Source organism: Bradyrhizobium sp. LTSP885, assembly GCF_000938305.1.
Taxonomy (GTDB): Bacteria; Pseudomonadota; Alphaproteobacteria; order Rhizobiales; family Xanthobacteraceae; genus Bradyrhizobium.
This window is the reverse complement of record NZ_JYMT01000041.1, coordinates 102,026-117,668: the sequence shown is the minus strand read 5'-3', so window position 1 is coordinate 117,668 and position 15,643 is coordinate 102,026. Positions and strand designations below refer to the sequence as shown.

Here is a 15,643-nt window from a genome sequence, read left to right as displayed (position 1 = left end):
TCGGCCTTACTCCGCGGGCCGGACCAGCCATTTCCGGAAGAATGCGAGCACGTCGGCGTTGAACTCTGCGTGAAACGCGGCGCGGTCGAAGCCCGGCGCGTCCACACAGAGTTCGGACCGCGCTTCGACCAGCGCCGGCGGACAAAGGAAAAAGGCCATATGCCCGGCGTTCGAAACCACGCGATAGTCGTGTGCGACCGGAAGGTTTGCGTCCGCAGCGGCGATGTCGTGGAGGAGCACGCCGTACCCGCCGTGTTCCGATGCCCAGAGTTGAACCGGCGCCTTGAGCGGCGCCAGGCTCTCGGCGGAGAAAAAGATCACCAGCGGATCGACCAGCACCGCGGCCTTGATCCGCGGATCGTGCGTGAGCGGCTGCGACGGGTATTTCCCGCCGAGAATCTCTTTGCAGAGCGGTAGCTGGCTTTGCCGGCAATAGCTCGTGGCCGCTCCGGCCCAATCCGGATTGGCGCCGAGCAACACAAGCCCGGTATAGCCACCGCGCGAGTAGCCGAAGAAACCGATCCTGTCCTGGCCGATCTTTGCGGCGAACGGCGACGCACTGATCATGAAGTCGATCAGGCGCTTGATGTCGGTGGGCCGCTCGACGAAGACCGAGAGGTCGCCGGAGGAGCGGCTTAGATCCCGGGCGGTATCGCCGGGGTGGTTGATGGCTGCGACGATGAAGCCGTTGTCGGCGAGGGTCTCGGCGGTGTCGTGATTGACGAAAAACGTGCCGCCTTGCCCATGGGACGCGGCGATCAGCGGCAGGTGGTCCCCTGCGAGCGGGCAATCCTTCACCCCCGGCAAGATGAACGCGCCGGCATGAATCTCTCCCGGCGTTTCGGCACAAGGATACCAGATCATGCCGTGAATGGCCGGACCATCGGCGTCAGCGGGAATATCGATCGATCGCAGGCCGGCGGCCTGCGCCAACGTTGCCGCGAGGCAGAATCCGATCGCGGCCAGGAATCTGCAAACTTGGTTGGAAGCATGCATCGGCGTTTCCTCCGCGTTGCGCAGGGCTGCTCGACTGCAACCAGCCTACGGCAGCTGCTTGATCTCTCCTGAACCGGATACGTGCGAATTGATCCGCGCCACGGCGCCATGCAGTTTCACGACGGCACTGCCGGAAACCGAGATATCGGCATCCTGGCGCGGCGCGAGGTCGACGTCGGTGCTGCCGTGGATTTGCGCGCTGGCTCGTTCGGTGATCAGCCGGCCGAGGTCGGCGCGGCCGGAGCCGGCGGACTCGAGCGACACCTCGCGGGCCGCTCCGCTGGCGGTGACGACGCTGCTGCCGTGCATGGTGATGCGCAGCACATCCTGCTTGATGTCGGCGAGCTTCAGATCCGCGCTGCCCTTCATGTTCACGCTGGTCTTCTGGGCGACGAGCCGGCCGAGGTCGGCGCGGCCGGAGCCTGCGGACTCTAGCGATACCTCCTTGGCCTCGCCGCTTGCCGTCACAGTGCCGCTGCCGTGCAGGGTGATGCGCAGCGCATCCTGCTTGATGTCGGACAGGTCGAGTTCGCTCGAGCCGTTCAACGTCCATGCCGTGACCGCGGGGCCGGCGAACTGGACGACGAGATCGCCCGCCGGAAAACAGTCGACCAGGCGGTCCCACTCCACCGTGTCCCACTCCAGCGTGCCATCGCGCAGGCGGACATGGCTGATCAGGTCGGCGTCGCCGCTGACGCTCGCCTGCGGCTTGGGTGAGGGCTGGTAATGCACCTGCGCCGGAATCTTGATCTTGACGACGTCGCTGCCGAGCCACCCGAGATCGACGGTGCGGCGCTCGCCCGAACCGGCCGTTTTCGCCGATGGCAGCGCCGCGCAGCCGCGCAACGTCCCGGCCCAGGATCGGGAATCGCCGTCGATCCAGTCCGTAGCCGAAATCAGAACCGTGATGATCGCGCACGCCGCTGCAATGCTCAGTGACACCGCCGCGATCCCCGCAAGACGTCTGTTCATGACGCACCTCCTACCTTGTTAGGCCAAGTCCTGTTAGGCTAAATCTTGTTCCGGCTTGAGCAGCCGGTAGTGCAGCCGGGCGTAATTCCCGAGCATCTTCACTGCGCTGTTGAGCGCCAGCAGTAGTATCGCGCCGCCCCCGACGCTGCCGGCGATCAGCCCGATGCCGGCGACCGCGCGCAGCAGCATCGCGGCGATCGAGGCGAAATGCCCGAGCTTGACGAGGCTCAGCAGCAATCCGATGCCGACGATGCCGAGCGCGACGACGATGAGGCCCATCACCAGCATGATCAGCATCGCCGCGAACAGCAGCGGCAGCAGGAACAGAATGTCGACTGTTGCCAATCCGCCCAGCGCCAGCAGGGCGACCCCGGAATTGCGCAGGCTGCGATGATTTTCCCAGTGGCGCAGCCCGGTTTCGGCGCGCAGTTCGCGCGCTAGCCGCCGGGGGTCGCCGAGCGCCGCAGCCACCTCGGCCTCGCTTCGCCCGGAGGCCTCGGCTTCGTCGAAATAGGACATGTAGTCGGCGAGGATATCGTCGATCTCCCGCGCCGGAAGTCCGGCGAGCCCATCATTGAGAATGGTCAAGAAGGCAACGCGGTTCATCAGCGTTCTCCCAGCAACTGGTTGACGGCGTCGGTGAACGTCCGCCACTCGCGTTTCTGCGCTGCAAAGGCAGCGCGGCCGGCCGGGGTCAGCCGATAGTATTTGCGCGGCGGGCCGCTGTTCGATTCAGCGAGGCGGGTTTCGACCAGTCGGTCGTCCTGCATGCGCCGCATCAGGGGATAGATCGTTCCCTCTCCCATGCCGACGCCGGCCGCGAGTGCGCTGGCAATCTCGTAGGCATAGCTCTCGCCGCGCGCCAGCAGCGCCAGCACGCACAATTCGAGCGCGCCTTTCTTGAGCTGGATCTGGTTCGGTTCGGTCATGGCAGCCGCGCGGTTGGCCTGGTTCGGAGAAAGCATATTGCAAGGTATCTGTTATAGCAAGGTACTAGTTTATGAGAGGTAGTCCCGCGGAGATCACGAGCGCAGCCAGAGCGATGACGGCCAAGCAGGCATCGGGGCTTTGTGAGCGTGCGCCCCAGGCGCCGACTTGCCCGACGTGGCAGGCACTGGCGCTAAAGTTATTTCCGTTGATCGGAATGTTGAATCAGTGTGTAGATCTGTCCGTCTCACCCGATTGAGGGGCGGGCGCACGCCACTCAGACAGCGTCACCGCGAGCGGATAAATGACGATTGCTTCGCGGAGCTGGTGGCTCGCAGCCGGTCGGGACAGCTATTTTTGTGTGGAATCGGAATGGATTAAATCCTGTGTTCCATCGACGATATCGATCGCCCACTTCAGCCTGAATTCGCTGTTTCACAAAACGCGAATGTTCCACCGACCGCGCGATTGACCTGACTACCCAAGTCTTAGTGCGCGTCGCGCGGCGAAGGTTCAATGCACAACACGTTCGTATTGACGCCATTACAACCTCAAGCTTATGATCGTTTCCGGTTGTTGCTCGTTGTCTTTTTGTTTTTCACGCGACCATTCAATAGCGACCGTTCAATCGGCGTGTCTTCGAATCAAACGTGTCTTCGAATCTGCTTGTGACTGCGGCTGCAGCCACAGGTCATCAAACTGAGAAGCGACACTGCTAATTTTTTCGACGATGTCGACCGCGTCGGCACCCATTGCCAATCACCATTTCTGACGCCGAACGCGGTTTGCGAACAATCCAGGGCTGATCGTTACGCCGCTGCAGCAGGCTTGCTGCAGCGCATGTGTCAACGCACGCAGGGGTTTTCTATGACCAATCATATTCCGGTTTTTACGTCCTCGTCCGCGTCCGGCAGCTTTACGGAATTCGCCAACACCACCGATTCCACCGCGCTGCATCAATTGTCCGGCACGATGAATTTCACCGATGCCGACCACGGCGACACTCACACAACCGCGGCCACCCTTCATTCGGCAGTGCTTTCAAGCGGCTCGATCATCCCGGCAGCTTCGCTGACGCATTTCCAGGCCGCGATGACGTCCCAGATCACCAGCGATCACAGCGGCTCGGGCTCCCTGAAATGGTCGTTCAGCGACGCCGACGACGATTTTGATTTCCTGTCCAAGAACCAGACCCTGGTTCTGACCTACGACATCACGGTCTCGGACAATCACGGCGGCTCGACGATCCAGACGGTCAAGGTCACTGTCACCGGCACCGACGACAAGCCGGTCATCAACATGTCGACGGTTGCGACCGTCACCGAGCAGGCCAACCAGACGCTGTCGCTCTCGCCCGATACCGTTCACGTCGCGCTGAACTTCACCGACGATGACCTCACCAACACGGGTCAAACCGCGACCGTCATCGCAGCCAGCGCCTCCGGCAATACGTCCGGCCTGCTGCCGGGCTCGCTCGGGACCGGCGAATTGATGTCGTTTTACAACGTCGACAACGTCATCAAGAATTCAGGCTCCAGCGCCGGCACGATCAACACCACGTTCTCGGCGCCGGACCTGGCCTTTGACTACCTCGCGGCTGGCGAGCATCTCAACATCACCTACACCGTCCAGCTCGACGATCATGCTGGCGGGATCTCGACGCAGACCGTCACGGTGACGGTCGTCGGCACCAACGACAAGCCGGTGTTCCTGTCGCCCGCGGAATCCGCCCATCTGGTCGAGGGCCAAAACGTCAGTCCCGCAGGCAATCTGACGTCCCATGGCGATCTCGTGTTCGGCGATGTCGACCTCTCGGACACCCATACGGTCTCGACCACGGTGTCCGCCGCCCGTTCGGGAGGCGGCTCGATCCCGCTCGACAACGCTGCGTTGCTGGCAGCGTTCGGGACCGCGCTCAGCCCGGATTCGACGGGCCACCTTCTCGGAGATATCTCCTGGAGTTTCGCGCTGCCGAATGGTGAGACCAATTTCCTCAGCGGCGGCGAAACGCTGACTTTGGTCTATCACGTCACCGTCATGGACCCGTCCGGGGCAACCGACACGCAGAACGTCACCGTGACGATTCTCGGCACCAACCATCCCGTGGTGATCACCAGCGCGGCGGAATCGTCCACAGTGTCCGAGCTCGCGAACACCACCGGTTCCGCGACCCCTGACACGACGCCGACCGTGCCGGCCGGGACGCTCGCCTTCACCGACCCCGACACCAACGACACACATACGGTCGCAGTGACGCTGGCCTCGACGTCGGGGGGAACCGTTCCGGCTGCGACGCAGGCGGATCTTGCCACCGCCTTGACGACGGCTTTGCACGATTCCACCGGCAGCGGTAACGGCAGCATCGACTGGAATTTCGCGATTCCCGACCGCGACCTCGACTATCTTGCCGCCGGCGAAACGCTGACCGTCAACTACAACGTCAAGGTCAGTGATGCCTCGACCAGCTCGACCCAGACGGTCTCGGTGGTCATCACCGGCGCCAACGACCCCGTGACGATGGCGAGCGCACCGGAGCATGCGTCGCTCGCCGAGCAGCCGGGGGTGACCAATTCAAGCGTGCCCGACATGACAAGCCCGGCAACCCTGAATTTCACCGACGCCGACCTGTCGGACGTCCACTCGGTCAGTGTCGCATTTGATTCCGCCTCCTGGTCCGCCAATCCAAGCTTCCTGCCGGCCGATACTTTCGCCGACCTGCAGACGGCGTTGGCCACCACGCTGCACGATTCAACCGGCTCGGGCACGGGGTCACTCGACTGGACCTTCAGCATTCCGGACCGCGACCTGGATTTCCTGAGCACCGGCGAGACATTGACCGTGAGCTACGATGTCACGGTCGCCGACGGGTCGACCAGTTCGACCCAGACCGTCACGGTCACGATCGACGGTGCGGCGGATCCATTGTCGGTGACGCCGGTGGCGGTCGACGCGACAGACACGGCCGGCACCGACGCTGGCAATACGATTGCCAGCGGCCAGATTTCCGATGTCTCGCACCCGGTTGATTCGAGCACGCCACGGACGATCGCGGAGGTCAACGGCAGCGCGGCCAATGTCGGCATAGCGGTCGCCGGCACCTGTGGCTCGCTTATCCTCGGTCCTGACGGCGTCTACTCATACGTGGCAAACGCGTCGGTCGACGCCCTGCAGGCAGGTGACCATGTCACCGATCAATTCACCTACACGGTCGATGACGGCGAGGGTCATCAGGCCACGACCACGCTGACCTTCAACATATCGGGTGCCAACGACAATCCGATCGTCACCGCGGCAAGCGCCAGTGGCGCCGTGACGGAGGATGCGGGTCCGCCGGCCATTATCAACGGCGATTTCGAAACCGGCGATCTCACCGGCTGGACCACCAGCGGCTCGCATATCCAGGTCCAGCAGTACGAGTTCGGGGGCAGTTTTGGGCACTACTCGGTGCAACTCGCGCCGACCAACGTTCCCGAAACGCTGTCGCAGGACATCGCGACGACGCCGGGCCAGCACTATTTCATCAGCTTCGACGTCATCGGCGATCCGGAGAGCGTCGACAGCCCGCTCTCGGTGACCTGGGATGGCCTGTCCCTGCTGTCGCTCAGCAACGTGCCCGCCGGCGTCAATCACTATGCATTCGACGTCGTCGGCGATGGGGCGGCCTCGGCCACGCCGTTGCAATTCACCTACACCGACGATTCCGACGGCATGATCCTCGATTCCGTCAGCGTCGCCGCGGCGTCGGGACCGCCGACCGAACAGACCTCCGGCGCGATTTCGTTTTCCGACGCCGAAACGGGCGACATCCATACCGCCAGTTTCGCGCCGGTGACGAGCGGCTATGTCGGCACGTTCTCGCTTGATCCGGTCACGGAGGCGTCGGGCAGCGGATCGGTCGCCTGGCACTTCACGGTCAACAATGCGGACATCCAGTTCCTGGCGCAGGGCCAGTCCCTGACCCAGGATTACCTGGTGTCCGTGGCCGACAATCATGGCGGCTCGACGATGCAGGACGTGACCGTCACCATCAACGGCACCAACGATGCGCCGACTGCGGTCGGCGAGAACATCGTCACCGATGTCGATGCCAACGGCACCGTCGATATTCCGGGATGGGCAATTGCGGCCAACAACACCGATCCCGATACGACCGACCATCTCTTCGTCAACGGTGTCGGTTCGAGTTCGGGCGGAAGCGCCACGCTGAGCGGGGCTGACGTTTTTTTCACCGATGATTCTACGCCTGGCGGCTCGTTCACCTATACGTCATCGGACGGTCATGCGACCAGCAATTCAGCCACTGCAAACGTCACCAACAATGCCGCTTCGGCGACGGCGCTCACCGGCACCAGCGGAGACGACATCCTGATCGCGACCAACGGCAACGAAACGCTGAACGGCGGCGCCGGCAACGATATCCTGATCGGCAATGCCGGCAGCCATGTCATGACCGGCGGCAGCGGCAACGATACCTTCGCGTTCCTGCATTCGACGGACGGGCCGGGCGTGATCACCGACTTCAACAACACCACCGAGCACGATCGAATCGCCATTTCCGCCAGCGGATTTGGCGGCGGCCTCAGCGCCAATATGGATGTGACGTCGACCTTCGAGACCTCCGCTGACAATCTGTTCTCCGGTTCCGGTGCCGAGCTGCACTTCGATACCGCCAACCAGACGCTCTATTTCAGTGCTGATGGAACGCAGGCCTCCGCGATCGCGGTGGCGAGCGTGCAGGCGGGCGTGGTCCTCCATCCGCACGACATCCTGGTCGTGTAACCGGACGCGATTGAGCCGACATCGAGGCGCGGGCTTCCTGTGAGCCCGCGCTTTTTTGATTCCGGAACTTGCGCATCAACCTCATTCCAAAGTCATGCGCGATGCGGTAGTTCGCAGCTTGAACTCACCGGCATTATCCGCACAATGACGGCAACCGGCCATTCTTGCGGGTTTCATCAACCCGAACAAATAGATAGGGAAGAAACACGTGGGACAGATTGTGAAAACCACGGCGGCCATTGCCGCGATGCTGCTCAGCACGCCGGCCTTCGCCGCCTGGGAGCCGAGCAAGCCGGTCGAGATCGTGGTCGCGGCCGGCGCGGGCGGCGCGTCCGACCAGATGGCGCGCATGATGCAGGCGGCGATCCAGAAGAACAATCTGATGAAGCAACCGATCGTGGTCTCGCTGAAGGGCGGCGCGTCGGGTGCGGAAGCGCTGATGTACATGAAGTCCAGCGAGGGTGATCCCAACAAGGTGCTGATCGCCTATTCGTTGATCTACATGCTGCCACTGTCGGCCAAGATTCCGTTCGACTGGCACGAGCTTACGCCGGTGTCGGTGATCGCGCTCGACCAGTTCGTGCTTTGGGACAATGCGTCGGGCCCCAAGACGGTGAAGGACTTCATCGCGGCGGCGAAGGCCGCCAGCGCGCCGTTCAAGATGGGTGGCACCGGGTCCAAGCGCGAGGACCACGTGTTGACCGTTTTCGTCGAACAGAAGACCGGCGCGAAATTCTCCTATCTGCCGTACAAGTCCGGCGGCGAGGCTGCGACCCAGCTGGTCGGCGGCCACACGGAGTCCAACGTCAACAACCCCAGCGAAAACCTGGAGGTCTGGCGTGCCGGCCAGGTCCGCGCGCTTTGCGTGTTCGACAAGGAGCGCATCGCCTACAAGACCAAGGTCACCGAGACGCAGTCCTGGAACGATATCCCGACCTGCAAGGAAGAGGGGCTCGACGTGCAGTATTTGATGCTGCGCGCGATGTTCCTGCCCGGCAAGGTCACCCCCGAGCAGCAGGCGTTCTATGCCGACCTGTTCCAGAAAGTGACGCAGACGCCCGAGTACAAGGATTACATGGAAAAGCAGGCGTTGAAGCCGATCTTCCTCACCGGCAAGGACATGCTGGAGTTCCTCGAGGACGACGACAAGCTTAACGCGACGCTGATGAACGAAGCGGGATTCGTCGCAAAATAGCCGGCCCCGCCATGGCGGCAATCGCTTTACCTTCAGCGCGGAATGGCCTTGCAACTCGCCGACACGCGGTGATTATTGCGCCGCATTATGGTCGAGCGTGCGGGGTGCCCAATCGGCTATCGCCGCCGCACGACCGAGAGGAGCGATCATGACCAAAGCCGTTCTCGGGATCATCGGCGGATCCGGAATTTACGACCTGCCGGGTCTGGAAGACGTCCGCGAGGAGACGATTCTGAGCCCGTGGGGCGAGCCGTCGGCGGCGCTGCGGCGTGGCGAGATGGCGGGATTGCCGATCGTGTTCCTGCCGCGGCACGGCAAAGGGCATGCCTTGTCGCCGTCCGACATCAACTACCGCGCCAATATCGACGTCTTGAAGCGGGCAGGGGTCACGGACCTGGTCGCGCTGTCCGCTTGCGGCTCATTCAAGGAAGAGTTGCCGCCGGGCACCTTCGTGCTGGTCGACCAGTTCGTCGACCGCACCCACAAGCGCGAGAGCTCGTTCTTCGGAAAAGGTTGCGTCGCGCACGTCTCGATGGCGCATCCGGTATCGCCGCTTCTCGCAGCGCATCTGGGGGCTGCAGCCGAAGCCGAGGCCATCAATTTCGCGCGCGGCGGCACCTATCTCTGCATGGAGGGGCCGCAGTTCTCTTCGCTGGCGGAAAGCCTGACCTACAAGGCGCAGGGCTATTCGGTGATCGGCATGACCAACATGCCGGAAGCCAAGCTCGCCCGTGAGGCCGAAATCTGTTACGCCAGTGTGGCGATGGTCACCGATTTCGATTGCTGGCACCCAGCCCACGATGCGGTGACGGTGCAGGATATCATCCGTGTACTGAGCTCGAATGCCGAGAAGGCAAAGACGCTGGTTGCACGTCTGGCGCAGGATCTCCCGCGCCAGCACGAGCCGTGTCCGATCGGCTCCGACCGCGCACTGGATACCGCGCTGATCACGGCGCCCGAGGCCCGTGATCCGGAGCTTCTCGGGAAGCTCGATGCCGTCGCCGGACGGGTGTTGCGGTCGTGAAGGTCGACGGACAGCATTTTCGCAGCATCTGGCTCGAGCCCGATGGCTGGTCGGTCGGCGCGATCGATCAGCGGCGGCTGCCGCACGAGTTCATCGTCACCAGGATCACGACTGCTGACGAGGCCGGCGAGGCGATCCGCTCGATGCTGGTCCGCGGCGCGCCGCTGATCGGCGCCACCGCCGCCTACGGCATGGCGCTCGCGATGCATGACGATGCCTCCGACGCGGCACTCGAGCGCGCGGGCAAGATGCTGATCGCGACCCGGCCGACGGCGATCAACCTGAAATGGGCGCTCGACGAGATGCAGCACGCGCTTGCGCCGCTTCCGGCCGCGGCGCGCGCGGAGGCGGCTTACGCCCGCGCACGTGAGATCGCCGACGAAGATGTGGAGATCAACAGAGACATTGGCCGCCACGGCCTCGGCCTGATCGAGGCGATATCAGCGACGAAGAAGCCGGGTGAACGGGTCAACCTCCTGACGCATTGCAATGCCGGCTGGCTTGCAACCGTGGATTGGGGAACGGCGACATCACCGATCTACCAGGCGCATGATCGTGGCATTCCGGTTCACGTCTGGGTCGACGAGACGCGTCCGCGCAATCAGGGCGCCTCGCTCACCGCGTGGGAACTCGGTCATCACGGCGTGCCGCATACGGTGATCCCGGACAACACCGGAGGTCATCTGATGCAGCATCGCATGGTCGATCTGGCCATCGTCGGGACCGATCGGGTCGCGGCCAATGGTGACGTCTGCAACAAGATCGGGACCTATCTGAAAGCGCTCGCCGCGCACGACAATGGCGTGCCGTTCTATGTTGCGCTGCCGTCGCCGACCATCGACTTTAGTATCGATGATGGCATCAGGCAGATTCCGATCGAGCAGCGCGCGGCGAGCGAAGTGACGCATCTCACCGGGCGCACCGCGGATGGACGGATCGAGACCGTGCGCGTGGTCCCGGACGGTTCGCCGGTCGCCAATTTCGGCTTTGACGTGACGCCTGCGCGGCTGGTGACCGGATTGATCACCGAGCGCGGTGTGCTCAGGGCGGACCGTGCTGCACTTGCGAGTGCGTTTCCCGAACGCTCTGCCGCCGGCTGAAGGCTGCATTGACGTCGATTGTATCGGCACGCTATCCAAGTCCTCGCCCTCGCTAGCGCGGATTCTTCCGATCTATGTCCAAGACTGATATTGAAATCGTCGTCGACGATCCGACCGCGCCCGAGGCCAACTCGCCTGCGGTCGTCAGTACCGGCGTTGTCGACGTCGTCGTGTCGCTGCTGCTGCTTGCGCTCGCGATATTGCTCGGATGGGACAATTGGCGCGCCGGCGCGTCATGGGACTCGACCGGACCGCAAGCGGGCTATTTTCCGTTCTATCTCTCGGTCATCCTCGGCGCCGCCAGCCTCTACGGTCTCGGCGTCGCATTTGTCTCGCGCCGCGAAGCCGCTGAAACCTTTGTCACCCGCGCCCAGCTTCGCCGGGTGATGGCCGTGTTCGTGCCGACATTCCTGTTCTGCCTCGCCACGCAGTTCCTCGGGCTGTATGTCGCGAGCTTTCTCCTGATCGCAGGCTTCATGCGGCTGGTCGGCAAGATCGCGCTGTGGAAGTCGCTCTCGACCGCCTTCATCTTCACCGCCGTGATGTTCGTGACCTTCGACATCGCGTTCGACGTCATCATGCCGAAGGGCCCGCTCGAAGCGGCGTTCGGCTACTGAGCGATCGGCATGACCCGTCCCGTCATTGCGAGCAAAGCGAAGCAATCCATGCCGCGGCGAAGGAAGAATGGATTGCTTCGTCGCGGAGCTTGTCATCGGGCCGGCCGAAGGCCGGACCCGTTGGCTCCTCGCAATGACGAAATGTTTGGGAACAAGTAATGGAAGCCTTCGGTCTCTTGCTGCACGGCTTTGCCGTCCTGCTGACCTGGAAAACTCTGCTGCTGATGATGGTCGGCCTCGTGCTCGGCATCTTCGTCGGCGTGCTGCCCGGGCTAGGCGGACCGAATGGGGTTGCGATCCTGCTGCCTCTGACCTTCACGATGGACCCGACCTCGGCCATCGTGATGCTGTCATGCATCTATTGGGGTGCGCTGTTCGGCGGTGCCATCACCTCGATCCTGTTCAACATCCCCGGCGAGGCCTGGTCGGTCGCGACCACCTTCGACGGCTATCCGATGGCGCAACAGGGCCGGGCGGCCGAAGCGCTTACCGCGGCGTTCACCTCGTCCTTCATCGGCTCGCTGGTCGCTGTGCTCCTGATCACCTTCCTGGCGCCGATGATCTCGTCGTTTGCGCTGAAGTTCGGTCCGCCGGAATTCTTCGCCGTCTATCTCCTGACCTTCTGCTCATTCGTCGGGCTCGGCCGTGAAGCCAAGCACAAGACTGTCATCTCGATGTCGCTCGGGCTTCTGCTCGCCGGCGTCGGCATGGACACGGTGTCGGGCCAGCTTCGCATGACGTTCGGCTCGGCCGACCTGCTTCGCGGCATCAACTTCCTTGTCGCTGTGATCGGTCTGTTCGGCATCAGCGAGATCCTGCTGACCATGGAAGAACGTCTGGCGCTGCGCGGACACGCCGCCGGCATCAGCCTGCGCGTGGTGCTCTCGGTGTGGAAGGACCTTCCGAAATACTGGGTGACGCTGTTGCGCTCGTCCCTCATCGGCTGCTGGCTCGGCATTACGCCGGGCGGCGCGATCGCGGCCTCGTTCATGGGCTACAATCTCGCCAAGCGCTTTTCCAAGGACCCGGAAAGCTTCGGCAAAGGCCGTATCGAAGGCGTGTTCGCGCCGGAGACCGCGGCGCATGCCTCGGGCACCGCCGCGCTGCTGCCAATGCTCGCGCTCGGCATTCCCGGCTCCGGTACCGCGGCGATCCTGCTCGGCGGGTTGATGGTGTGGGGCCTCAATCCCGGGCCGCTGTTGTTCGTCGAGCACAAGGACTTTGTCTGGGGCCTGATCGCTTCGATGTATCTTGGCAACGTCGTCGGCCTGGTGCTGGTGCTGACCACCGTCCCAATTTTTGCCTCGATCCTGCGTGTGCCCTTCGCGGCCGTTGCGCCGATGATCGTGGTGTCCTGCGCGATCGGTGCCTATGCGATCCAGAATGCGATGTTCGACATCTGGCTGATGCTGGGCTTCGGTGTCGTCGGCTATGTCTTCAAGAAGATCGACATCCCGCTCGCGCCATTCACGCTCGCATTGGTGCTCGGCAGCCGCGCCGAGGACGCGTTTCGATTGTCGATGATTGGATCGGGTGGCGACATGACGGTGTTCTGGTCGAACGGTCTGGTCGGCTCGATCACGACGCTTGCGATAGCGCTGCTGTTCTGGCCCCTGATCGACAGGGCGGTGGGCAGCGTCGGACGGCTGCTGCGACGAAGCTAGATTTGGGCCGCTTGTTCATTCGAGCGGCCCCGTGCCATCTGGATCGCGTGCCAGACACGGCAGGGCGTTACGGGCATGTCGAGATGGCGCACGCCAAGCGGCCCCAGTGCGTTCATCACGGCGTTCATGATGGTGGCGGGTGCCGCGATCGCGCCGGCCTGACCGCTTCCTTTAACGCCCAGCCGGTTGGCGTGGCTCGGAAAGTCCGACGTCAGCCGGCCCTCGAATGAAGGAATATCGCCGGCGCGGGGCAGCGCGTAATCCATCAGCGAACCTGTCAAAATCTGGCCGGTCTCCCCATCGAAGCAGGCGTGCTCGAATAGCGCCTGGCCGATCCCCTGAACCACGCCGCCATGAACCTGCCCCAGCGTCAGGCGCGGATCGAGCAGGCGACCGTAGTCATCGAAGATGGAATAGCGGTCGAGCGTCACGTGACCGGTCGCGGGGTCGATCTCGACTTCGGCAACATGGCAGCCATTGGGAAAGGTGTAGCGGTCGCAGAGGTGGGTTGCCTGGTACACGAGGCCCGGCGCGAACTCGTCGCGGGGCATCTGGTACGAGGCTCGCGCCGCATCGTCGAGGCTGATCTCCTGGCCGGTCGTCGCCACCCGCAGTATGCCCGCCTCGTAATGGACAGCGTCGACGGTAGTCTGCAGCAGCCGCGCCGCGAGTTTTCGGCCGTTTTCGATCATGCCTTCGGCCGCCATCACCAGCGCGGTGCCGCCCTGGTGCATGGAACGTGCGCCGCCATGGCCGCCGCCGCGGTCGAGATCGTCGGTGTCGCCCTGTCGGAATCGAAATCGCTCGATCGGCAGGCCAAGCGCGTCGGCTGCGATCTGGGCGTAGGTGGTCTCGTGGCCCTGGCCGTTGGAGTGCGTGCCGACTTTCAGATCGATCCGGCCGTCTTCGCCGAAACCCAATTCGGCCATCTCATTGGGCTGGCCGCGCGCGGTTTCGAGAAAGCAGGCATAGCCGAGCCCGCGCAGCAGTCCGCGCGCGCGCGAAGTTTTCCGGCGCGCCTCAAATCCGGTCGTGGTGGCGACGGCGTGATCAATCGAGTAGGCAAAGCTGCCTTGTTCGACCGTAAGCCCCATTGCGCTCGGATGCGGAAAGCGACGAAAGATATTCTTGCGCCGCAGTTCTAGCGCATCCATTCCGAGCTCGGCGGCGGCGATGTCGATCAGGCGCTCGATCAGGTAATTCGCCTCGGGCTTGCCGGCGCCGCGATAGGCGTCGACCGGCGTCGTGTTGGTAAACACGCCTCTCGTCTCGAACGCGATCAGCGGGATGTCGTAGACGCCGCCCATCGCGCTCGCCATCGCCATGGTCGGCACGAGAGGCGCCACCGTCGAGACATAGGCGCCGAGATTGGCCAGCACCCTGGTTTCGAGCGCCAGCAACCGGCCATCGCGATCGAGCGCCAGGCGGGCGTGGGCGATGCTGTCGCGGCCATGCGCGGAGGCAAGGAAATCCTCGCTGCGGTCTCCGATCCATTTGACAGGACGGCCGAGGCGACGTGCTGCCCATAGCACCAGCACCCATTCCGGATAGAGCACGTTCTTCATCCCAAAACCGCCGCCGACGTCGGGAATGCTGACGCGTAGCTTTTCACGCGGGATGCGAAAAACGGAGTCGGCGAGCTGGTCGCGGATCCCATGCGCGCCGGCGGCCGAGGCGGTCAGGTGCATACGGTTGCTGGCGGCGTCGAATTCGCCGAGCGCGCCGCGTGTTTCCAGCGGCGCGGCCACGACGCGGTTGTTGATCAATTCGCATTCCACAATATGGGCGGCGCTGCGGATCGCTGCTTCGACCGGGCCAATCTCGCCGCGGTTGAACTGGAATGCGATGTTATTGGTGGCCTCCGGCCAGATGCGCGGGGTTTCCGGCAGAACCGCATCGGCCAACGCGATCACCGGCCGCAGCGGCTGATAGTCAACGACGACGGCGTCGGCGGCGTCGCGCGCGCTTTCGGCGTCTTCCGCGACCACGAAGGCGATGGGCTCGCCGACATAGCGAACCGTATCACGCGCCAGCGCGTGATACGGCGGGATCACGAGCGGCGTGGTCATCGGAATATGGGTCGCCGCACAAGGCAGCGAGCCGATATCGTCGGTAGCCATGTCCATTCCGGTGAGCACGACCACAACGCCTGGTATTTGCTTGGCCGACTCGCTCTGAACAGCAACAATGCGCGCGTGCGCATGGATCGAGCGCACCACCATGCCGTGAAGTGCGTTTGGCGCCGCATGATCGGCGATGTAGTGGCCGCGACCTCTCACGAAGCGCTCGTCTTCGAGGCGGTTGATGCTGCGCCCCAACAAAGGTTCGGTCATGGGACGGTCGCATCCGATAGGCGCGTGCTCGTTGGA

At 63.4% G+C, this 15,643-nt stretch carries 11 protein-coding genes; 6 read left to right on the top strand and 5 right to left on the bottom strand.

Going from position 1 to position 15,643, the window contains the following annotated elements; genetic code table 11:
• Positions 1-6: 6 nt before the first annotated feature.
• The 4 genes from UP09_RS28935 to UP09_RS28920 all read right to left on the bottom strand — a co-directional run bounded on the left by UP09_RS28935 (position 7) and on the right by UP09_RS28920 (position 2,897).
• On the bottom strand, positions 7-933 hold the full coding sequence (locus UP09_RS28935) for an alpha/beta hydrolase family protein (RefSeq protein WP_349643934.1): 927 nt from the start codon (positions 931-933) through the stop codon (positions 7-9).
• Between the two features lie 108 nt (positions 934-1,041).
• The gene (locus UP09_RS28930) at positions 1,042-1,968 is read right to left on the bottom strand and encodes a GIN domain-containing protein (protein WP_044541761.1); all 927 of its coding nucleotides are present in this window, start codon (positions 1,966-1,968) and stop codon (positions 1,042-1,044) included.
• Between the two features lie 33 nt (positions 1,969-2,001).
• Positions 2,002-2,574 carry a DUF1700 domain-containing protein gene (locus UP09_RS28925; protein WP_044541760.1) on the bottom strand — a complete coding sequence of 191 codons (573 nt, stop codon included), beginning with the start codon at positions 2,572-2,574 and terminating at the stop codon, positions 2,002-2,004.
• A complete protein-coding gene (locus UP09_RS28920) occupies positions 2,574-2,897 on the bottom strand; it encodes a PadR family transcriptional regulator (protein ID WP_044541798.1) in 324 nt (107 codons plus the stop codon). Before UP09_RS28920 ends, UP09_RS28925 begins: the two co-directional genes overlap by 1 nt.
• Before the next feature lie 865 nt (positions 2,898-3,762).
• Here UP09_RS28920 and UP09_RS28915 point away from each other — a divergent pair.
• From UP09_RS28915 to UP09_RS28890, 6 genes are all read left to right on the top strand, one after another.
• Positions 3,763-7,674, top strand: coding sequence for a beta strand repeat-containing protein (locus UP09_RS28915; protein ID WP_082070327.1), 3,912 nt, complete (start codon positions 3,763-3,765; stop codon positions 7,672-7,674).
• Between the two features lie 247 nt (positions 7,675-7,921).
• Complete coding sequence (locus UP09_RS28910; protein ID WP_044541796.1) at positions 7,922-8,869, top strand: Bug family tripartite tricarboxylate transporter substrate binding protein; 948 nt, start codon at positions 7,922-7,924, stop codon at positions 8,867-8,869.
• Positions 8,870-9,017: 148 nt separating this feature from the next.
• Positions 9,018-9,893, top strand: a complete 876-nt coding sequence (locus tag UP09_RS28905; RefSeq protein ID WP_044541759.1) for an S-methyl-5'-thioadenosine phosphorylase — start codon at positions 9,018-9,020, stop codon at positions 9,891-9,893.
• Positions 9,890-10,993, top strand: a complete 1,104-nt coding sequence (gene mtnA / locus UP09_RS28900) for an S-methyl-5-thioribose-1-phosphate isomerase (protein WP_044541758.1) — start codon at positions 9,890-9,892, stop codon at positions 10,991-10,993. Before UP09_RS28905 ends, mtnA begins: the two co-directional genes overlap by 4 nt.
• Positions 10,994-11,067: 74 nt before the next feature.
• Positions 11,068-11,610, top strand: coding sequence for a tripartite tricarboxylate transporter TctB family protein (locus tag UP09_RS28895; protein WP_044541757.1), 543 nt, complete (start codon positions 11,068-11,070; stop codon positions 11,608-11,610).
• Positions 11,611-11,768: 158 nt separating this feature from the next.
• A complete protein-coding gene (locus tag UP09_RS28890; RefSeq protein ID WP_044541756.1) occupies positions 11,769-13,274 on the top strand; it encodes a tripartite tricarboxylate transporter permease in 1,506 nt (501 codons plus the stop codon).
• Here the strand turns inward: UP09_RS28890 and UP09_RS28885 are convergent.
• Entirely contained in the window at positions 13,271-15,607 is a 2,337-nt protein-coding gene (locus UP09_RS28885; protein WP_044541755.1) for a xanthine dehydrogenase family protein molybdopterin-binding subunit, read from the bottom strand. The two genes, UP09_RS28890 and UP09_RS28885, sit on opposite strands and share 4 nt — an antisense overlap.
• Between the last annotated feature and the right edge of the window lie 36 nt (positions 15,608-15,643).